Source organism: Roseibium aggregatum (assembly GCF_014692675.1).
In the GTDB taxonomy this organism is placed as follows: Bacteria; Pseudomonadota; Alphaproteobacteria; order Rhizobiales; family Stappiaceae; genus Roseibium; species Roseibium aggregatum_C.
Genome location: NZ_JABFCZ010000004.1, coordinates 204,356 through 224,033, shown reverse-complemented (window position 1 = coordinate 224,033; position 19,678 = coordinate 204,356). Strand labels below are relative to the sequence as shown.

The window sequence follows — 19,678 nt, the reverse complement described above, 5'->3', positions numbered from 1 at the left end:
CATTTGCGGTTTGGCGCTCATGTTGAGACCTTGCGCCGAAAGCTCCGGCACCGGGGGAGGCCAGACACGTTTTTCCGGTGCCCGCGGGCCGATCAGGAGGCATGAGATGTTTAGCTCTCTTTTTAAGGTATTTACCGGAACCGTAGCGGCGGCATTGATCGTGGCTTTGTCGTTCACACCGTCCTTCGCGGCGGAAGACGCGGATACGCCCTCGCAGACAACCGCGACCTTCGGCGACTGGACCGTCCAGTGCCGTCTTCTCGACGACAAGTCGACAAAGCTCTGCGAGATGCTGCAGGCCATTGCTGCGAAAGACAACAAGGGCCTGCTGGCGAAGATTGCCGTCGGCCGGCTTCCGGGCAAGGAGGCGATGCGGGTCGTCGTCCAGCTGCCGCTCGCCGTTCATCTGAGCAGTCCGGTCGAACTCCGCGTCGGTGACAAGGTCGCCGTCAATGCTGCCTATGAAACCTGTTATCCCGATTTCTGTATTGCCGGCGCTTCCTTCAGTGACGATGCGGCCCAGATGTTCAAGAAGGCCCAGGCGATGACCATCGTCTTCAAGGACCGGTCCGGTGCGGCCAAGGGCGTTCCGGTTTCGCTGAAGGGCTTTACCGCGGCCTTCAAGAAGACATTCGATACGCCATCCTGACGACGGCCTGGCCTGACCTTAATCGCGAAAGGCGGCGGCGAAGGGTTCGGGAAGGCCGAATTCTTCCAGAGCCCGCATGCGGCCGTCCGTTGACATCTTTCGGGCGGTCCTGGTCACGATCCGCAAAAGGGCGTCCGGATCCTTTCCCCTGGCGAAGGGCGTGAAGTACCAGCGCAGGAAGACAAAGCAGATCACGTCTTCCAGGCGCTGGACATCCGGATCCCGCTTCAGGCTTTCCTTGCGCAGCATGCGTTCGGCGGCGGCAATGTCTTCGGCACCGTAGCCGGCAGCGGCCATCATCGCGGCCACGCGGGCGGCGTGGCGCCGGCCCTGTTCGCGCCTCCAGGCGTAATAGCCTTCCCGGCCGTCCGGATAATCGCTTCGCGGCAGCAGCCAGCGTTCCACATGCTGGCCCCGTGCCGCGATCCTGAGCGCGTCCCGCGCATCCGGGAACAGCCGGTCAAGTTCTTCCGACATCCGTTCGCCATACAGAAGGGCGGCGGGACGACCCGCCTCGCGCGTCGGGTCTTCGGCATTGGCCTTGTCGATTGCGGCGATGACCGCTTTCAGGCGAATTTCGTTCGAGGGCATTCGTGCTTGGTCCCGACCTGCCAGATTTTCGTCAGCATAGCCCCTTTTTCAGGATAGGCATGAGGAATTGGAAAGGTCCCGGATTTGACGCCGGACGGCGGCGGTCAGAGGCCGGTTTCCTTGTCGACAGTGAGTGCGTCGAGAACGAGATCATGCAGACGCGAGGCCAGCGGATTGATGATCTGGTTCTTGCGGGTGATCAGGTAATACGGGTTGATGATGATCGGCTCGCGCAAATCGATCGCGGTCAGATTTCCGGCGGCAGCGCCGGTGCCGAACAGGTCCGCGACCTCGCGCGAGATCGGGGCAATGGCGTCGGAGGAAGCGAGATAGGCGATCATGACCAGGAGGGAGGTCGTGTTGACGATTTCGTCCGGCAGCGGAATATCCTCGGCGAGGAACGCCTCTTCGACCGCGCGCCGCATGGGCGTGTGCGGGGCCTGGATGACCCATTCGTAACCGGCCATCTCGCGCAAGCCGACCTGGCGGCCATGGGCCAGCGGATGATCCCGGCGGACGAGAAACCGGATCACTTCCACCCGGCCGCGGCGGATCGAGAATTGCCGTGCATCCGTGCCGGCCGGTATCCGGGACAGCACGAAATCGTATTCGCTCTTCAAAAGGCCGTCGATCAGAACGTCGCTCGGCGCGACGTCGACATGAATGTCGGCACCGGCCGCCGTCTTCTTCAGTTCCTGAACCGCCGGCACGACGAAGGCGACAGCGCCGCCGGTCACGGAGCCGACACGGGCGGTTCCGGCGCGCCCCGATCCCACTGCATGGGCTTCCTGCAGGGTCTGGTCCAACCCGTTTAGGAGGCCCATTGCGTTGCGCGCCAGGGTGTCGCCGACCGGGGTGGGCGTCATGCCCTTCGGGTGACGGACGAAGATCCGGGCGTCGATCAGGCGTTCGATGCTGGCCAGCATGCGCGAGGCGGCCGGCTGGGTCATGGACAGCCGTTCGGCGGCTAGGGCGAGCTGGCCGGTCTCGTGGATCGCCTGAATCAACCGGAGATCCTTAATCTGCAACCGATTGGTTAAATTCAGCATGATTTAGTTATCAGTTTTGGTATGCAGATTGTCAATCTAGGCATTTGCAATGCATGTAGCGACGCCGTTTAGTCGGCGCAGGATCAATGGGATCCGGCGCAAGCGCCGCCTGTGGGAGAGACATATGCAGGTGGCGCGCGTCAAAAATTCGGGAGGATTTTATGAGAAAGCTGATTTCCCTGCTGGCTTCGGCCGCGCTTGGCGCAGGCCTGCTGACCGCCCCTGCATTCGCTCAGGACAAGGGCACCGTCGGTATCGCGATGCCGACCAAATCGTCGGCCCGCTGGATTTCCGACGGCAACTCGATGGTGGAGCAGTTTACTAAGGCCGGTTATGAAACCGATCTGCAATACGCCGAAGACGATATTCCGAACCAGCTTGCCCAGATCGAGAACATGATCACCAAGGGCGTCAATGTGCTGGTGATCGCGGCCATCGACGGCACGACCCTGTCGAACGCGCTTGAAAACGCGGCCGCCTCCGGCATCAAGGTGATCGCCTATGACCGCCTGATCCGCGACAGCGGCAACGTCGACTACTACGCCACCTTCGACAACTTCAAGGTCGGCGTGCAGCAGGCGACCTCGCTGGTCAACGGCCTGAAGGAACGTTTCGGCGACGGGCCTTACAACGTCGAACTGTTCGGCGGGTCTCCGGACGACAACAACGCCTATTTCTTCTACAACGGCGCCATGTCCGTACTGCAGCCGCTGATCGATGCCGGCAAGGTCAATATCGTTTCCGGCCAGATGGGCATGGATACGGTCGGTACCCTCCGCTGGGACGGTGCCGTGGCACAGGCCCGCATGGACAACCTTCTGTCCGCCTACTACACCGACAAGCAGGTCAACGGCGTGTTGTCGCCCTATGACGGCCTGTCCATCGGGATCCTGTCCTCCCTCAAGGGCGTGGGCTACGGCTCCGGCGATCTGAAGATGCCGATCGTCACCGGCCAGGACGCCGAAGTTCCTTCGGTCAAGTCGATCCTGGCGGGCGAACAGTACTCGACCGTGTTCAAGGATACGCGCGAACTGGCCCGCGTGACCGTCGGCATGGTCGATGCGCTGCTGCAGGGCAGCGTGCCGGAAATCAACGACACCGAGACCTATGACAACGGCGTCAAGGTCGTTCCCTCCTACCTGCTCGAACCGGTCTCGGTCGATGCATCGAACTGGGAAAAGGTGCTGATCGGCTCCGGCTACTACACGATGGATCAGATCAAGTAAGCTCAAGGCTTCACGACACTCCCGCCCGCGTGGTCGCACGCGGGCGGACGATCCTGACTGCACATTCAGAGCTATCAAGGCCTATCGAGGCCAGGCATATCGAGGGTAGGCGATGACACCCCTGCTGGAGATGCGCTCCATCACCAAGACATTTCCGGGCGTCAAGGCGCTCGATGCGGTGAACCTTTCCGTCGCCGAGGGAGAGATCCATGCGCTGGTCGGCGAGAACGGCGCGGGAAAATCCACGCTGATGAAGGTTCTCTCCGGCGTCTATCCCGCCGGCAGCTATGACGGCGAAATTCATTACGACGGGCATCTGGCGTCCTTCGGCGGGATCAAGGACAGCGAATCCGTCGGCATCATCATCATTCACCAGGAACTGGCGCTCGTGCCGCTGCTGTCGATTGCCGAGAACCTGTTCCTGGGCAACGAGTGCGCGCGCAACGGTGTCGTCAACTGGCGCGAGACCTTCCAGCGGACCGAGGGTCTGCTGCGGAAGGTGGGGTTGGCGGAAACTCCCTCCACGCTGGTGGACAGCCTCGGCGTGGGCAAGCAGCAACTTGTCGAGATCGCCAAGGCGCTGTCCAAGGACGTGCGGCTGTTGATCCTGGACGAGCCGACGGCGGCCCTGTCGGAAAGCGACAGCCAGGCGCTTCTCGACCTGCTCCTGGAACTCAAAGCGCACGGCGTCACCTCGATCATCATCAGCCACAAGCTGAACGAGGTCCGCCGTATTGCAGACAGCGTCACGGTGATCCGGGACGGGGCGGTGATTTCCACCATGGATGCGCGCACCGAGGACATCACCGAGGACCGGATTGTGCGCGACATGGTCGGGCGTGACATGGCCCACCGCTATCCCGCGCGGCAACGGCGCGCCGGCGAACCGCTGATGGAGGTGCGCAACTGGAACGTCTGGCATCCGGAACATTCCGATCGCCAGGTGATCCGCAACGCCAACCTGACCGTGCGTGCCGGCGAGGTGGTCGGGATCGCCGGGCTGATGGGCTCCGGGCGGACCGAACTGGCCATGAGCATTTTCGGGCGCAGCTACGGCCGCAACATTTCCGGCGAGGTGCTGATGCGCGGCAAGCCGGTCGACGTTTCCACCGTTGACCGGGCGATCGGCGCCGGGCTTGCCTATGTGACCGAAGACCGGAAGAGCCTCGGGCTCATTCTGGACGAGACCATCGAGCGCAACATCACGCTTGCCAACCTGCCCGCTGTATCCGGGCGCGGCGTCATCAGCGAGGCACGCGAGACCCAGGTCGCGGAGAAATACCGCGAGGCGATGAATATCCGCACGCCGTCCGTGTTCCAGAAGGTAGTCAACCTGTCGGGCGGCAATCAGCAGAAGGTCGTCCTGTCGAAATGGCTCTTTGCCGGACCGGACGTCCTGATCCTCGACGAGCCCACCCGGGGCATCGATGTCGGGGCGAAGTTCGAGATCTACAACATCATCAACGAGCTTTCGGCGGAGGGCAAAGGGGTCATCATGATCTCGTCCGAGATGCCGGAAATGCTCGGCATGTGCGATCGCATCTACGTCATGAACGAGGGCGCCCTCGTCGGCGAAATGCCGGCGGAAGAGGCCAGCCAGGAGCGCATCATGTCGCTCATAGTCAGGGTATAGGGGAGAAAACGGATGGAAACGGCACAGGCGGCCGAAGGCCATACCGGGAAGGCAAACGGGATTGGTGCTTATCTGGCGAAGCATCTGCGCGAATACGGACTGCTGTTCGCGCTGATCGCCATCATGGCGTTCTTCCAGATCGTCACCGACGGGACGTTGCTGCGCCCGGTCAACATCACCAACCTGTTCCTGCAGAACAGCTACATCATCATCATGGCGCTGGGCATGCTGGTCGTCATCGTGTCGGGCAATATCGACCTGTCGGTCGGCTCGGTGATGGGCTTCATCGGTGCGCTTGCCGCGGTGATGATCGTGGAACTGGACTTACCCGTTTACATGACCATTCCGGCCTGCCTCATCGTGGGTATGGGCATCGGCGCGGCGCAGGGCTATTTCGTCGCCTACTGGAAAATTCCCTCCTTCATCGTGACGCTCGCGGGCATGCTCGTCTTTCGCGGCCTGTCCCTGTGGCTGCTCGAAGGCCAGTCGGTCGGCCCGTTCCCTAAAAGCTTCCAGTTGCTGTCCACCGGCTTCATTCCGGATATCTTCGGCATCGGCCGCCCGAACGGCACCGCGCTTGCCGCGGGTCTCGTCGCCGTTGCCCTGATCATCTGGCTGGGCGTGCGCGACCGGACCCATAACCGCCGCTACGGGATGGAACTTGAGCCGCCGGCGTTCTTCTTCGTCCGCAATGTCATCGTCGCCGGTGCGCTCTTGTTCATCGCCTACAAGCTGTCGACCTTCCGCGGGCTGCCGAACGTGCTGATCTCCATGGTCCTGCTCACGGTGATCTATGCTTTCGTCACGGAGAACACGACCCTCGGCCGCCGGATCTATGCGCTCGGCGGTAACGAGAAGGCGGCGAAGCTGTCGGGCATCAAGACGGAGCGGCTGACCTTCCTGGCGTTCATCAACATGGGCATGCTTGCAGCCCTTGCCGGCCTGATCTTCGCCGCACGCCTGAACACCGCGACACCCAAGGCGGGGTTCGCCGTCGAGCTGGACGTGATCGCCGCCGTCTTCATCGGCGGGGCATCCATGTCCGGCGGGGTCGGCAAGATCGTCGGCGCGGTGGTCGGCGCCTTCATCATGGGTGTGATGAACAACGGCATGTCCATCATGGGGATCGGCATCGACTACCAGCAGGTCATCAAGGGGCTGGTGCTGCTCGCCGCCGTCTTCTTCGACGTCTACAACAAACAGAAACAGGGCTGACGGTGATGTCGCCCGATGCCCGGGCGACGCCGCTGCCGCAGACCCTCAAGGGTGATCACATGAGTTTCAAGCCGGCACAATGGCCGCGCAAGCTGCGCTCGCAGGAATGGTATGGCGGGACCTCGCGCGATGTCATCTACCACCGCGGCTGGATGAAGAACCAGGGCTATCCGCACGACCTGTTCGACGGCCGCCCGGTGATCGGCATCCTCAACACCTGGTCCGACCTGACACCGTGCAACGGCCATCTGCGCGAACTGGCGGAAAAGGTGAAGGCCGGTGTCTGGGAGGCCGGAGGGTTCCCGGTCGAGGTGCCGGCGTTCTCCGCGTCGGAAAACACCTACCGGCCGACGGCGATGATGTTCCGTAATCTGGCGGCCATGGCTGTGGAAGAGGCCATGCGCGGCCAGCCGATTGACGGCGCCGTTTTGCTGGTCGGTTGCGACAAGACCACGCCGTCCCTGCTGATGGCCGCCGCCTCCACCGACCTGCCGTCGATCGTCGTCACCGGCGGGCCGATGCTCAACGGCTATTTCCGCGGCGAACGGGTCGGCTCCGGCACCCATTTGTGGAAGTTCTCCGAAGCGGTGAAGGCCGGGGAAATGACCCAGGAAGACTTCCTGGAAGCCGAGGCGTCCATGTCCCGCTCTTCCGGCACGTGCAACACCATGGGCACGGCCAGCACCATGGCGTCCATGGCGGAGGCGCTCGGCATGGCGCTTTCCGGCAATGCGGCGATCCCGGCCGTCGACAGCCGCCGCCGGGTGATGGCGCAGATGTCCGGCAGGCGGATCGTTGAGATGGTCAAGGACGACCTGAAGCCCTCCGACGTCATGACCCGGCAGGCGTTCGAGAACGCTATCCGCACCAACGGCGCGATCGGCGGCTCCACCAATGCGGTGATCCATCTCTTGGCGATTGCCGGACGTGTCGGCATCGATCTGACGCTGGACGACTGGGACCGCCTCGGCCGCGACGTGGCGACCATCGTCAACCTGATGCCGTCGGGCGAATATCTGATGGAAGAGTTCTTCTATGCCGGCGGCCTGCCGGTCGTCCTGAAGCGGCTGGGAGAGGCCGGCATGCTGCACAAGGATGCGCTGACCGTCTCCGGCGGGGCGATCTGGGACGAGGTGAAGAACGCGGTCAATCACAACGAGGACGTCATCCTGCCGCTGGAAAAGGCGCTGACGCAGCATGGCGGGATCGCGGTGCTGAAAGGCAACCTCGCGCCCAAGGGGGCGGTGATCAAGCCGTCGGCCTCTTCGGCCCACCTGATGAAGCACCGGGGCCGGGCCGTGGTGTTCGAGGATATCGACGACTACAAGGCCAAGATCAATGACGACGCGCTCGATATCGACGAGACCTGCGTCATGGTTTTGAAGAACTGCGGACCGAAGGGCTATCCGGGCATGGCGGAGGTCGGCAACATGGGCCTGCCGCCGAAGGTTCTGAAGAAAGGCATCACCGACATGGTGCGCATTTCCGATGCGCGCATGTCCGGAACAGCTTATGGCACCGTCGTCTTGCATACCTCGCCGGAAGCCGCGGCAGGCGGTCCGCTCGCGGTGATCCGCAACGGCGACATGATCGAACTCGACGTGGAGGCGCGCCGGCTTCATGTCGATATCCCGGACGAGGAACTGGCCGAAAGGCTGGCGGCCTGGGTGCCGCCGGCGGATCAGGCGCCTTCCGGTTATGCCTGGCTGCATCAGACCCATGTGCAGGGAGCGGACACGGGCGCCGATCTCGATTTTCTCAAAGGCTGCCGCGGCGCGCCTGTAGGCAAGGACTCTCACTGATGGCATTGAAAGTGGCACTCGTTGGGATCGGCAAGATTGCGATCGATCAGCACGTTCCGACGATTAATGCATCCGCGGACTGGGACCTGGCTGCGACGGTTTCCCGGCATGGAACCGTTGAGGGCGTGGAAAGCTACAGTGATTTTTCCGCGATGCTGAGAGACCGTCCTGACATCGAGGTCGTGTCTTTGTGTCTGCCGCCGGTGCCGCGTTTCGACTATGCGGCCGAAGCGATCCGGGCAGGGCGTCATGTGATGCTGGAAAAGCCACCGGGCGCGACCCTGTCGGAATGCCGGATGCTGGAGGCGATGGCACAGGACGCGGGCGTTTCGATCTATGCGACCTGGCATTCGCGGGAAGCGGCCCAGGTGGCGGCCGCCAAGGCCTGGCTTTCGACCCGGCGCCTGCGCAGCCTGACCGTGACGTGGAAAGAGGACGTGCGCCGCTGGCATCCGGGTCAGGTCTGGATCTGGAAGGCGGGCGGTCTCGGCGTGTTCGACCCGGGCATCAATGCGCTTTCCATCGTGACGGAAATCCTTCCCGTTCCGGTGCATCTTTCCGCAGCCGAGCTGTTCTTCCCGGAAAACTGCGAAACCCCGATTGCGGCGGACCTGGCATTCGTCCATCCGGACGGCGCCGAGGTCACGGCGGTGTTCGATTTCCGGCAGGAGGGTGAGCAGATCTGGACCATTTCGATAGAAACGGACGACGGCAGCCTCGAACTTGCTGACGGCGGCGCGAAGCTTGCCATCGACGACATCGTTCAGGCGGAAGTCCATGAAGAGGGCAACCCGTTCGCCGGCGAATATCCGCGTCTCTATGCACGTATGGCGAAGCTGGTGCGCACCGGCGGGATCGACATGGATCTCTCGCCCTTGATGCATGTGGCGGATGCTTTCCTGCTTGGCCGGCGGGTCACCGTCGAACCGTTCATCGAGTGAAGCCATGGCGGGAAGCAGCACCATAACCGCACCGGACTGGATTGCCGTCGACTGGGGCACCAGCACCTTGCGGGTCTGGGCGCTCGGACGCGAGGGAGAGGTGCTTGCAACGGCGGTGTCCCAGGAAGGCATGAGTGGTCTTGCACCTGCCGACTACGAACCTGTTTTGATGAGCCATGTCCGGACCTGGCTGCCGGAGACGGCGGCACGCTCCGTGCCGGTGATCGTCTGCGGCATGGCCGGAGCGAAACAGGGATGGAAGGACGCGGGTTATCGACAAGCGCCCTGTGCCGTTTTCGCTGGTGGCGAGATGACCCGCATTCCGACAAGGGATGCAAGACTGTCGGTCTCCATTCTTCCCGGCGTTTGCCAGATGGAACCGGCGGATGTCATGCGTGGTGAGGAAACCCAGCTTGCAGGACTGGCAGCAACCCTCGGTCCGGTGGATGCGACCGTCTGCCTGCCCGGGACCCACAGCAAATGGGTTCGTCTCGAAGGCGGACGGATTGCCGGCTTTCGGACCTTCATGACAGGTGAACTGTTTTCCGTGATCGCCGGCCATTCGCTCCTGCGCCATTCGATTGCACCCGAGGGCGAGAACGCGGCCGCCTTCGCAGAGGCGGTCGAGGATATGCTGGCCGATCCGGCCGGGCTCACCGGTGCCCTGTTTGCAATCCGCGCGTCCGGACTGGTGGGAAAGGCGGACGGGGCAGCCGCACGCTCCCGCCTGTCCGGCTTGCTGATCGGTGCGGAACTTGCGGCGACAAGGCCGCAGTGGGATGGGAAACCCGTTCATGTCGTCGGCAGCGGCGCCCTGATCGATGCCTATGCCAGTGCACTCGAGACGGCAGGGGCGAGCCCTGTGCGCGAAGATGCGGAAGCCCTGACGCTGGCCGGTCTGAAGCAGGCGCGCGCGGCAATGCTGGAGACCCAGTCATGACTCGGAAGCTTGTCGCCATCCTGCGCGGGATCACGCCCGATGAGGCCCTGGATATTGGAGCCGTCCTGCTGGAGGCCGGGATCACGATGATCGAGGTGCCGCTCAATTCGCCGAAACCGTTCGACAGCATCGGCCGGCTTGCGAAGGCCTATGGCAATGACGCCCTGATCGGCGCGGGAACGGTGATCGATCCGGCGGATGTGGAACGGGTGCGGGACGCGGGCGGGAAACTCGTCGTCTCCCCCAACTGCGACCGGGACGTGATCGCGCGGACTGTCGCGCTTTCCATGGTGTCCATGCCGGGGGTGTTCACGCCGACGGAGTGTTTCGCCGCGATCGGCGCCGGGGCGAAGGCGATCAAGCTGTTTCCGGCGTCTCTCGCCGGTCCGGACGGGCTGAAGGCCCTGAAGGCCGTGTTGCCGGAGGCGGTGGATGTCTATGCGGTCGGCGGCGCGTCCGCCTCGAATTTTTCCGATTGGCTGAAGGCGGGAGCGGCCGGGTTCGGCATCGGCACCGCCCTTTACAAGCCCGGCGATACGCCGGATGCGGTCGCTGCAAAAGCCCGCGAGATCGTGGCCGCCTATGACGAGGCCGCCCCTGATAGTTCTGGAGAGTGAATGACATGAGCGATGTTCTTGCCGGGATCCTGCCGGTTGCGCCAACTCCGTTTCACGACGATGGCCGTGTCGATGAAGACGGCATGCGCCGGGTCATCGACTGCATGATCGACCAGGGCGTCGACGCCATCTGCATCCTTGCCAACTATTCGGAACAGTTCCTGCTTTCCGATGAGGAACGCGCGCTGCTGATGCGGCTCAGCCTGGAACATGCGGCTGGCCGGGTGCCGGTGATCGTCACCATCAGCCATTTCTGCACCGACATCGTGGTGCGCCGGGCTCGGGACGCAGAGGCGATGGGCGCTTCCATGCTGATGATGATGCCGCCTTATCACGGCTCCGGGCTGTTCCCGGCGCCGCAGGGAATTTTCGAACATTTCGAGGCGGTCAACAACGCCGTTTCGATCCCGATCATGGTGCAGGACGCGCCGCTTTCGGGCGTCAACCTGTCGGTCGACCTGCTTGCCCGCCTGGCGCGGGAGCTGGAGCAGGTGTCCTATTTCAAGATCGAATGTCCCTTTGCCGCCGACAAGCTGGCGGCCCTGATCGACGTGGCGGGTGCTCATATCAAGGGGCCGTTCGACGGCGAGGAAGCGGTCACGCTGCTGGCCGATCTCGATGCGGGCGCGACCGGCACCATGACCTCGGCGATGTTTCCGGAAAAGATCCGGCCGATCGTGATCGAGCACCGGGCAGGCAATCTCGATGCGGCGCTCGCGCAGTGGCAGGCGTGCCTGCCGCTGATCAATCACGAAAACCGCCAGTGCGGCTTGCGGGCCGCCAAGGTCATCTTCAAGGAGGGGGGCGTGATCGGTAGCGATCATGTGCGGCATCCGCTGAAGCCCATGTCCGACCGCACCAGAACCCGCCTCCTCCAACTTGCCCGCGACCTGGATGTGATGGCGCTGTCCTGGGGCAAGTGAACACGCGCAAAGGAAGTTGACGACCGTGATGACCATGGCCCAAGCGATAACGCAGAAACTGCCCGCCGAGTGCTGCGAGCTCGGCGAGGGGCCGCATTACGACCGGTCAACCGACACGGCCTGGTGGTTCGATATCGTCGGCCGGAAGCTGATCGAATACCGCTTCGCGGAGAACCGGTCGCTGGTCCACGACCTGCCGCGCATGGGCAGTATGATCGCGCCCGTCGACGCGGAACGTCAACTGCTGGCCATGGAAGACGGGCTCTATCTCAGGACCAGGGCGGACGGTAGGCTGAACCTGCTCGCGCCGCTGGAAGCGGACAATGCCGTCACCCGGTCCAATGACGGCCGGGTTCATCCCTCCGGCCGGCTGTGGATCGGCACCATGGGCAGGAACGCCGAACACCAGGCCGGCAGCATCTACTGGTTCGACGGCAGCGAGCTGCGCCGGCTCTACGGCGACATTTCGATCCCGAACTCCATCTGCTTTTCGCCCGACGGGCGGACCGGCTATTTCGCCGATACCGCGCTCAACACGGTGTGGCGGGTCGCCCTTGATCCGGCGACCGGCCTGCCTGTGGGCGAGCCGGAGGCCCACCTGAGCGAAAAGGATCTGCCGCTCGGGGGAAGCTTCGACGGTTCGGTCATCGATGCGGACGGGGTGTTGTGGAACGCGTCCTGGGGCGGCGGGTCGGTCTCCGGTTTTGCGCCGGACGGGTCTCTCGTGCAAACCTTCGAGGTGCCGGCGGCCCAGACCACCTGCCCGTGTTTCGTGGGACCGGATCTGGACCGCATGCTCGTCACATCCGCCTGGCAGGGGTATTCGGCGGCTTCGCGCGCGGCCGATCCGGGTGCTGGATACACCTTCGTCATTGACGGCGATTTCAGGGGACACGCGGATGTGGCGTTTCAACTTCGCCATGAAATCGAACATTCGAAATGAGAGGCATCACATGCTGACAGGAAAACACCTCATTGCCGGCAACTGGACCGGTGGAGACGAAACCTTCACCTCGCAGCCTGCGCATGGACCGGCCCACGCCTTTTCGGTCGGAACGGCCGCCGATGTGGATGCGGCCGTGACCGGCGCGGAAGAAGCATTCTGGTCTTTCGGATATTCATCGCGGGAAAGCCGTGCGGCTTTCCTCAACGCGATTGCCGACGAGATCGAATCGCGCTGCGATGCCATCACCGAGGTCGGCACCCAGGAAACCGGCCTGCCGGAAGCGCGCCTGAACGGCGAGCGCGGACGGACGACCGGCCAGTTGCGGCTGTTCGCATCCCATATCCTCAAAGGCGACTATCTCGACAAGCGCCACGACGAGGCGCTGCCGGACCGCCAGCCGTTGCCGCGTCCGGACATCAAGATGGTCCAGCGCCCGGTCGGTCCGGTCGCCGTCTTTGGCGCCTCGAATTTTCCGCTGGCCTTCTCGACCGCCGGCGGCGACACCGCCTCGGCCCTTGCCGCCGGCTGTCCGGTGGTGGTCAAGGGACATCCGGCCCATCCGGGCACGGCGGAACTCGTCGCCCAGGCGATCGATGCGGCGATCAAAAAATGCGGCGTTCATCCGGGCGTGTTTTCCCTGATCCAGTCCAACGGCATCGAGGTCGGTGAAGCGCTGGTAAAACACCCGCTGATCCAGGCGGTCGGCTTTACCGGTTCCCTGCGGGCCGGGCGCGCCCTGTTCGATCTGTGCGCGGCGCGTCCGACGCCGATCCCATTCTTCGGCGAGCTCGGGTCGGTCAACCCGATGTTCCTGCTGCCCCATGCCCTGAAGAACCGCGGAGCGGAGATCGCCAAGGGCTGGGCCGGGTCGCTGACCATGGGAGCAGGGCAGTTCTGCACCAATCCGGGGATCGTCGTTGCGCTCGACGGCGACGATACGGATGCTTTTTCCGCTGCGGCCACGACGGCGCTGGAAGCCGTCAATGCCCAGACCATGCTGACCGACGGCATCGCTTCGGCCTACCGCAAGGGCCGGGACCAGGTGGCGAAGACGGCCGGGGTCCGGGAACTGATGACCTCGACCTGCGATCTGCGCAACGCGACGCCCTATCTCTACCGGGTGTCGGGTGAAGACTGGCTCGACAACCATGTGCTCGGCGAAGAAGTCTTCGGCCCGCTCGGGATCATCGTGACCGTTTCCGATTTCATCCAGATGCAGGCGATCGCCCGTTCTCTGCAGGGGCAGCTGACTTCTACCATTCATATGGATGATGCGGACATGGACGAAGCGAAAGCGCTGATGCCGGTGCTGGAACGCAAGGCGGGCCGCATTCTGACGAACGGGTTTCCGACCGGTGTGGAGGTTTGCGATGCCATGGTGCATGGCGGGCCCTATCCGGCTTCGACCAATTTCGGCGCCACGTCGGTCGGCACACTCGCCATCCGACGTTTCCTGCGCCCCGTCTGTTACCAGAACATGCCGGACGCGTTGTTGCCGGCGGATCTGGGGTAGGCCTGGCGGCGGTCGGGCCGGGGGCGGTTTAGAGGAAAATCGCCCCTTTGGCACCAGCCGCCTTCCGGGACTTGAAAACCTGTCCGCCGGTTCTTCGGACCGGGATAGAGGACACTGAAATACCGGTGCAGCCGAGCTCGGCTTGCGGCCGGCGTTGCCGTTTTTTTGGCTGCTCGAACCATGCCTTAAAAACCGCAGAAATCATTGCAATTAAAGGCGATTTTGGTCTCGCCGCCCCTTTACAAAAATCATAAAGTATTACTTAATAACGATTGTGAGAATTATAATCTCTCGTGGAGGAAAACGATGAAACTCAAGGCATTGCTCATTGCGAGCGTGATGGCGCTTGCCCCGGCCGCTTCGATGGCGGGCAACATGACGGTCGGCTTTTCGCAGATCGGATCGGAATCCGGTTGGCGCGCCGCCGAAACGACGGTGACCAAGCAGGAAGCCGAAAACCGCGGCATCAATCTGAAATTCGCAGACGCCCAGCAGAAACAGGAAAACCAGATCAAGGCGATCCGGTCGTTCATCGCCCAGGGCGTCGACGCCATCCTGCTGGCGCCGGTGGTTGCGACCGGCTGGGACGAGGTTCTCGAAGAAGCCAAGGATGCCGAAATTCCGGTGCTGCTTCTCGATCGGACCGTGGATGCGCCGAAGGATCTCTATATGACTGCGGTGACCTCCGATCTGGTTCACGAAGGAAACGTGGCCGGCCAGTGGCTCGTCGATGCCATGAACGGCAAGCCGTGCAACATCGTCGAACTGCAGGGTACGACCGGGTCGTCACCGGCGATTGACCGCAAGAAGGGCTTTGCGGAAGCGATCGCAGGCCATGACAACCTGAAGATCATCCGCAGCCAGACCGGCGACTTTACCCGCAGCCAGGGCAAGGTCGTGATGGAAAGCTTCCTCAAGGCCGAGGACGGCGGCAAGAACATCTGTGCGCTCTATGCCCATAACGACGACATGGCCGTCGGCGCCATTCAGGCGATCAAGGAAGCCGGACTGAAGCCGGGCGAGGACATCAAGATCGTCGCCATCGATTCCGTTCCGGACATGCACCTGGCGATCGCCCATGGCGAAGCGAATGCGACCATCGAGCTGACGCCGAACATGGCGGGACCGGCCTTCGATGCGCTCGAGGCCTATCTCAAGGACGGGACCGTTCCTCCGAAGTGGATCCAGACCGAGTCCAGGCTCTACACGGCCAAAGATGATAATATGGCCATCTACGAGAAGAAGAAGAACCTGGGATACTGATCCTGCGGATGTGCCGGGCGGCGGGAGACCGCCCGGCACCGACAATTGGGGGGTGAGACGACCCTCGGGGGGAGCCCGATATATGGCTGAGGACATGCGCCCGGTGCTTCACTGCACGGGCATTTCGAAATTCTTTCCCGGCGCCATCGCGCTGGATGAGGTGGAACTGGAACTTTATCCCGGCGAGGTGCATGCGCTTCTGGGTGAAAACGGCGCCGGCAAGTCGACGCTGATCAAATGCCTGACCGGCGCCTATCGGCGGGACGGCGGAACCATCCGGCTTGACGGCGAGGAGATCGCGCCGCAAAGCACCCAGGCCAGTCAGGACCTGGGCATCGGCACCGTCTATCAGGAAGTCAATCTGCTCCCCAACCTGACTGTCGCCGAGAACCTCTTCCTCGGCCGCCAGCCCATGCGACGCGGCTTCATCTCGCCGCGCCGGATGCGGGACATGGCGCGCGAGACGCTTTCGGAATTCGGCCTTTCGATCAATCCGGACGAGCCGCTTTCGGCCTATTCCGTCGCCGTCCAGCAGGTGGTCGCGATCGCACGCGCTGTCGCCCTGTCCGGCAAGGTCCTGATCCTCGACGAGCCGACGGCAAGCCTCGATCACGACGAAGTGGAACTCTTGTTCTCGGTTATCCGCAAGCTCAAGGACCGGGGCCTGGCGATCGTCTTCATCACCCATTTCCTGGACCAGGTATTTGCCATTTCGGACCGTGCCACGGTCCTGCGCAACGGACGCGTGGTCGGCACGCGGTTGCTTGGCGAAACCTCCCAGACGGAAATCGTCACCATGATGCTGGGCCGGCAACTGGAAAGCCGGATCCATGACCGGGCTCCCGCCGAAGCCGGCAAGACCCTTCTGCAACTGTGCGACTTCGGCCGCCGCGGCATGATCGACCCCTTCGATCTGGATGTCCGCGAAGGCGAGGTCGTGGGTCTTGCCGGTCTTCTGGGATCCGGGCGAACGGAAACCGCGAACCTGATCTTCGGCGCCGTTCAGGCAGATCAGGGAACGGTCTTGCTGCGAGACAGGAAGATCGGTCTTGGCAATCCGCGGGCTGCGATCGCGCATCGTTTCGGCCTTTGCCCCGAGGATCGCAAGACGGACGGGATTGTCGGCGATCTGTCGGTGCGTGAAAACATCATTCTGGCCCTGCAGGCCCGCCAGGGCTGGTTCCGTCCCTTGCAACGCGCCAAGGTGAACGAGCTGGTCGAGGCCTATATCAAGGCGCTCGACATCCGGCTGGCCAGCCCAGACATGCCGATCCGGCTGCTGTCGGGCGACAATCAGCAAAAGGCGCTGCTGGCGCGCTGGCTGGCGACCAACCCGGATTTCCTGATCCTGGACGAACCGACCCGCGGTATCGATGTCGGCGCCCATGCGGAGATCATCGCCCTGATCGAGAAACTGCGCGAAAACGGCATGGCGCTCCTGGTGGCCTCGTCGGAACTGGAGGAACTGGTTGCCTATTCCACACGGGTGATCGTCCTGCGCGATCGCCGTCACGTTCGCGAACTTCGGGGCAAGGAGATCACAACAGCGAATATCGTGCGGGCGATCGCCGACGAAACCGTTGAGGAGCCTGCGTGATGCGTCAGACCCTGCGTTCCGCATTCAAGCGCACGACACCGCAGCTTCTCATTCTGGCGGTGGTGCTCCTGCTCAATTTCCTGGTGTTCCCGGATTTCTTCAGCATCAAGTTCCAGCATGGCCGGCTGTTCGGCAACCTGATCGACGTCCTGAACCGGGGCGCGCCGACGGCACTCCTGTGCATCGGCATGACCCTGGTCATCGCCACAAGGGGGATCGACCTGTCCGTCGGCGCGGTCATGGCGATCGCCGGCGCCGTTGCCGCCTCGCTCGTCGTCGACGGGCACGGCTGGGGCACGGCGCTGATCGGGGCGCTCGCCGTCGGTTGCCTGTGCGGGCTCTGGAACGGGGTGCTGGTCGCCGTGCTTCGGATCCAGCCCATCGTTGCGACACTGGTGCTGATGGTGGCCGGTCGCGGGATCGCGCAGCTCATCACCGAAGGCACCATCCTGACCTTCGTCAATCCGGGGCTGATCCAGCTCGGCGCGGGGACTGTCGTGGGTATCCCGACACCGATCCTGATCTGGCTCGCCCTGGGCCTTGCCGTGACGGCCGTGGTCCGGCGTACCGCACTTGGCATGTTGATCGAGGCCATCGGCATCAACGAGGGCTCTTCGCGCCTTGCCGGTATCAACAGCCGCGTGTTGCTCGTCTGCGTCTACCTGATTTCCGGCTTCTGCGCGGCGCTGGCAGGCGTGATCGTGGCGGCCGACATCAAGGGGGCGGACGCCAACAATGCCGGGCTGTGGCTGGAACTCGACGCCATCCTTGCCGTCGTCATCGGCGGCAATTCCCTGCTGGGCGGCCGGTTCTCCATCATCGCGTCGCTTTTAGGCGCGCTGATCATCCAGTCGGTGAATTCCGTCATCCTGCTTTCCGGGATGCCGCCGGAATTCAACCTGGTGATCAAGGCGCTGATCATCATCGCGATCCTGGTCATCCAGTCACCGACGGTGAAACACGCGCTCTACATCATCCGCGCGTCCGCCCAGCCCATCGTGCCGCCCGAGACACCGAAAGAGCTGAAAGAAAGCACGCAATGATCCGTACGACCCATCTTCCGCTCGCGGTGACCGTCGCCACCTTCCTTCTCGCTTATACGCTGTGCGCCTGGCAATTTCCTGCGATGCTGTCCACGCGGGTGGTGGCCAATCTTTTGACCGACAATGCCTTTCTCGGGATAACGGCGGTGGGCATGACCTTCGTCATCCTGTCCGGCGGCATCGACCTTTCGGTCGGCTCGGTTATCGCCTTTACCGGCGTGTTCCTGGCCGTTATCCTGCGCGATACGTCGATCCACCCGGTCGTCGCCTTCGCCCTGGTTCTGCTGGTTACCGTGTCCTTCGGCGCCGGGATGGGCGCGATCATCCATTACCTGGAGATGCCCCCCTTCATCGTCACGCTGGCGGGCATGTTCCTGGCCCGCGGCGCGGCCTATGTGCTGTCGACGGACAGCGTGCCGATCACCCACGAATTCTACGACACGCTCCAGTCGCTTTACTGGAAGGCGCCGGGCGGTGGACGGTTCCGCCTGATCGGCGGCATCATGATCCTGACCTTCGTGGTCGGCGCTATCGTCGCCCACCGGACCAGGCTTGGCCAGAACATCTATGCGATCGGCGGCGGCCAGGCGACGGCGCGGCTGATGGGGGTTCCGCTCGCCCGGACCACCGTCAGTATCTATGCCATTTCCGGCGGACTGGCGGGGCTCGCAGGGATCGTGTTCTCGCTCTACACCTCGGCCGGCTATTCGCTGGCGACCGTGGGCGTCGAACTGGATGCCATCGCCGCGGTCGTGATCGGCGGGACGCTTTTGACCGGGGGAACCGGTTTCGTCGCAGGCACTTTCTTTGGCATTTTGATTATGGGGTTGATACAAACCTACATCGTGTTTGACGGGACATTGTCGAGCTGGTGGACCAAGATCGTGATCGGAGGTCTGCTGTTTGCATTTATCCTGCTGCAGAAGGGACTGACTTGGGCAACGACAGTGCGCAGAAAACCAGCGATCGATTTCGCCGCGCAATCATGACCTTCGTCGCCTCGGGTGGGCTCGGCAGCCGGATCGGCAATCACACGGCGCATGTCGTGGAACAGCTGGGCCGGGCCATCGTGGCCGGTGAATACCCGCCCGAGACCATGATCCCGCTCGATCCGGACATTTCTGAAATGTTCGACGTCTCCCGGACAGTGGTCCGAGAGGCGAAGAAGACGCTGATCGCGAAGGGCCTGATCCAGTCCAAGGCCAAGGTCGGCACCCAAGTGCGGCCTGCCGAACAGTGGAACATGTTCGATCCGGACGTGCTGCGCTGGCATGCGGCGCTGAAAAACGCCGGACCATTTCTGGACGAGCTGTTCGAGATCCGGCTGATCTTCGAACCGGCGGCGGCCGGGCGCGCGGCGGAACGGGCCACCGAAGAGGACTGCACCCGGCTGTTCAAGCTGGTCGACGACATGGAAACGGGCAATGACAGGGCGGCCATTGCGGTCGCGGACCTGGAATTCCACAAGGCGGTGCTGAAACTTTCCGGCAACCGGTTCCTGCAGTCCCTCGGCGACCTGGTGCAGGCCGCACTCTTCTCCCTGTTCAAGTCAGATATCCGGGAGCGCAACCCGGACGAGGCGGCCGAATTCGTCCAGAACCACCGGGCGATCGTGCGCGCGATCGCCGCCGGCTCCGCCGAAGAGGCACAGGCGGCCATGCATGCAGTCATCCTGGCCGGCCAGCGGGGTCTGGTGTCTTCCCTGAAAAGGTAATCGCCCGATCCGTCTG

At 63.2% G+C, this 19,678-nt stretch carries 18 protein-coding genes; 16 read left to right on the top strand and 2 right to left on the bottom strand.

Annotated features, from left to right (window positions below):
- The first annotated feature begins 106 nt into the window (after positions 1-106).
- Positions 107-649, top strand: a complete 543-nt coding sequence (locus HK439_RS04665; RefSeq protein ID WP_190290204.1) for an invasion associated locus B family protein — start codon at positions 107-109, stop codon at positions 647-649.
- 18 nt (positions 650-667) lie between these two features.
- Here HK439_RS04665 and HK439_RS04660 read toward each other — a convergent pair whose 3' ends face one another.
- On the bottom strand, positions 668-1,240 hold the full coding sequence (locus HK439_RS04660) for a DUF4202 domain-containing protein (RefSeq protein WP_190290203.1): 573 nt from the start codon (positions 1,238-1,240) through the stop codon (positions 668-670).
- Positions 1,241-1,344: 104 nt separating this feature from the next.
- A complete protein-coding gene (locus HK439_RS04655; protein WP_190290202.1) occupies positions 1,345-2,289 on the bottom strand; it encodes a LysR family transcriptional regulator in 945 nt (314 codons plus the stop codon).
- A gap of 161 nt (positions 2,290-2,450) precedes the next feature.
- Here HK439_RS04655 and chvE point away from each other — a divergent pair, with 161 nt between their 5' ends.
- The 15 genes from chvE (at position 2,451) to HK439_RS04580 (ending at position 19,662) form a co-directional block, all read left to right on the top strand.
- Positions 2,451-3,515 (top strand): multiple monosaccharide ABC transporter substrate-binding protein, encoded by a 1,065-nt coding sequence (chvE, locus tag HK439_RS04650; protein WP_190290201.1) that lies wholly within the window; start codon positions 2,451-2,453, stop codon positions 3,513-3,515.
- A gap of 112 nt (positions 3,516-3,627) precedes the next feature.
- Positions 3,628-5,148, top strand: coding sequence for a multiple monosaccharide ABC transporter ATP-binding protein (mmsA, locus tag HK439_RS04645; RefSeq protein WP_190290200.1), 1,521 nt, complete (start codon positions 3,628-3,630; stop codon positions 5,146-5,148).
- A 12-nt stretch (positions 5,149-5,160) separates the two neighbouring features.
- On the top strand, positions 5,161-6,363 hold the full coding sequence (gene mmsB / locus HK439_RS04640) for a multiple monosaccharide ABC transporter permease (RefSeq protein ID WP_190290199.1): 1,203 nt from the start codon (positions 5,161-5,163) through the stop codon (positions 6,361-6,363).
- Between the two features lie 59 nt (positions 6,364-6,422).
- Positions 6,423-8,165 (top strand): L-arabinonate dehydratase, encoded by a 1,743-nt coding sequence (araD, locus tag HK439_RS04635; RefSeq protein ID WP_190290249.1) that lies wholly within the window; start codon positions 6,423-6,425, stop codon positions 8,163-8,165.
- Positions 8,162-9,106, top strand: coding sequence for a Gfo/Idh/MocA family protein (locus tag HK439_RS04630; RefSeq protein ID WP_209011567.1), 945 nt, complete (start codon positions 8,162-8,164; stop codon positions 9,104-9,106). Before araD ends, HK439_RS04630 begins: the two co-directional genes overlap by 4 nt.
- A 4-nt stretch (positions 9,107-9,110) precedes the next feature.
- Positions 9,111-10,046 carry a 2-dehydro-3-deoxygalactonokinase gene (locus HK439_RS04625; RefSeq protein WP_209011556.1) on the top strand — a complete coding sequence of 312 codons (936 nt, stop codon included), beginning with the start codon at positions 9,111-9,113 and terminating at the stop codon, positions 10,044-10,046.
- Complete coding sequence (locus HK439_RS04620; protein WP_190290198.1) at positions 10,043-10,663, top strand: 2-dehydro-3-deoxy-6-phosphogalactonate aldolase; 621 nt, start codon at positions 10,043-10,045, stop codon at positions 10,661-10,663. Before HK439_RS04625 ends, HK439_RS04620 begins: the two co-directional genes overlap by 4 nt.
- 5 nt (positions 10,664-10,668) lie before the next feature.
- On the top strand, positions 10,669-11,586 hold the full coding sequence (locus tag HK439_RS04615) for a dihydrodipicolinate synthase family protein (protein WP_190290197.1): 918 nt from the start codon (positions 10,669-10,671) through the stop codon (positions 11,584-11,586).
- A 34-nt stretch (positions 11,587-11,620) separates the two neighbouring features.
- On the top strand, positions 11,621-12,529 hold the full coding sequence (locus HK439_RS04610) for an SMP-30/gluconolactonase/LRE family protein (RefSeq protein WP_190290246.1): 909 nt from the start codon (positions 11,621-11,623) through the stop codon (positions 12,527-12,529).
- A gap of 10 nt (positions 12,530-12,539) precedes the next feature.
- Entirely contained in the window at positions 12,540-14,045 is a 1,506-nt protein-coding gene (locus HK439_RS04605; RefSeq protein WP_190290196.1) for an aldehyde dehydrogenase (NADP(+)), read from the top strand.
- A gap of 306 nt (positions 14,046-14,351) precedes the next feature.
- Entirely contained in the window at positions 14,352-15,308 is a 957-nt protein-coding gene (gene ytfQ, locus HK439_RS04600; RefSeq protein ID WP_190290195.1) for a galactofuranose ABC transporter, galactofuranose-binding protein YtfQ, read from the top strand.
- An 82-nt stretch (positions 15,309-15,390) separates the two neighbouring features.
- Positions 15,391-16,905 carry a sugar ABC transporter ATP-binding protein gene (locus tag HK439_RS04595; protein ID WP_190290194.1) on the top strand — a complete coding sequence of 505 codons (1,515 nt, stop codon included), beginning with the start codon at positions 15,391-15,393 and terminating at the stop codon, positions 16,903-16,905.
- Positions 16,905-17,948, top strand: coding sequence for an ABC transporter permease (locus HK439_RS04590; RefSeq protein WP_190290193.1), 1,044 nt, complete (start codon positions 16,905-16,907; stop codon positions 17,946-17,948). Before HK439_RS04595 ends, HK439_RS04590 begins: the two co-directional genes overlap by 1 nt.
- Positions 17,948-18,937 carry a galactofuranose ABC transporter, permease protein YjfF gene (gene yjfF, locus HK439_RS04585; RefSeq protein WP_190290245.1) on the top strand — a complete coding sequence of 330 codons (990 nt, stop codon included), beginning with the start codon at positions 17,948-17,950 and terminating at the stop codon, positions 18,935-18,937. The genes HK439_RS04590 and yjfF overlap by 1 nt, the downstream gene beginning before the upstream one ends.
- Positions 18,883-19,662 (top strand): FadR/GntR family transcriptional regulator, encoded by a 780-nt coding sequence (locus tag HK439_RS04580; protein WP_209011554.1) that lies wholly within the window; start codon positions 18,883-18,885, stop codon positions 19,660-19,662. The genes yjfF and HK439_RS04580 overlap by 55 nt, the downstream gene beginning before the upstream one ends.
- Positions 19,663-19,678 lie beyond the last annotated feature (16 nt).

What these genes read in the sequence shown, in the direction of transcription:
- mmsA (WP_190290200.1), top strand. Translation starts at nt 3,628, where the DNA reads ATGACACCCCTGCTGGAGATGCGCTCCATCACCAAGACATTTCCGGGC.
- chvE (WP_190290201.1), top strand. Translation starts at nt 2,451, where the DNA reads ATGAGAAAGCTGATTTCCCTGCTGGCTTCGGCCGCGCTTGGCGCAGGC.
- araD (WP_190290249.1), top strand. Translation starts at nt 6,423, where the DNA reads ATGAGTTTCAAGCCGGCACAATGGCCGCGCAAGCTGCGCTCGCAGGAA.
- HK439_RS04655 (WP_190290202.1), bottom strand. Translation starts at nt 2,289, where the DNA reads ATGCTGAATTTAACCAATCGGTTGCAGATTAAGGATCTCCGGTTGATT.
- HK439_RS04615 (WP_190290197.1), top strand. Translation starts at nt 10,669, where the DNA reads ATGAGCGATGTTCTTGCCGGGATCCTGCCGGTTGCGCCAACTCCGTTT.
- HK439_RS04610 (WP_190290246.1), top strand. Translation starts at nt 11,621, where the DNA reads ATGGCCCAAGCGATAACGCAGAAACTGCCCGCCGAGTGCTGCGAGCTC.
- HK439_RS04625 (WP_209011556.1), top strand. Translation starts at nt 9,111, where the DNA reads ATGGCGGGAAGCAGCACCATAACCGCACCGGACTGGATTGCCGTCGAC.
- HK439_RS04605 (WP_190290196.1), top strand. Translation starts at nt 12,540, where the DNA reads ATGCTGACAGGAAAACACCTCATTGCCGGCAACTGGACCGGTGGAGAC.
- HK439_RS04660 (WP_190290203.1), bottom strand. Translation starts at nt 1,240, where the DNA reads ATGCCCTCGAACGAAATTCGCCTGAAAGCGGTCATCGCCGCAATCGAC.
- HK439_RS04590 (WP_190290193.1), top strand. Translation starts at nt 16,905, where the DNA reads ATGCGTCAGACCCTGCGTTCCGCATTCAAGCGCACGACACCGCAGCTT.
- mmsB (WP_190290199.1), top strand. Translation starts at nt 5,161, where the DNA reads ATGGAAACGGCACAGGCGGCCGAAGGCCATACCGGGAAGGCAAACGGG.
- HK439_RS04595 (WP_190290194.1), top strand. Translation starts at nt 15,391, where the DNA reads ATGGCTGAGGACATGCGCCCGGTGCTTCACTGCACGGGCATTTCGAAA.
- ytfQ (WP_190290195.1), top strand. Translation starts at nt 14,352, where the DNA reads ATGAAACTCAAGGCATTGCTCATTGCGAGCGTGATGGCGCTTGCCCCG.
- HK439_RS04620 (WP_190290198.1), top strand. Translation starts at nt 10,043, where the DNA reads ATGACTCGGAAGCTTGTCGCCATCCTGCGCGGGATCACGCCCGATGAG.
- HK439_RS04665 (WP_190290204.1), top strand. Translation starts at nt 107, where the DNA reads ATGTTTAGCTCTCTTTTTAAGGTATTTACCGGAACCGTAGCGGCGGCA.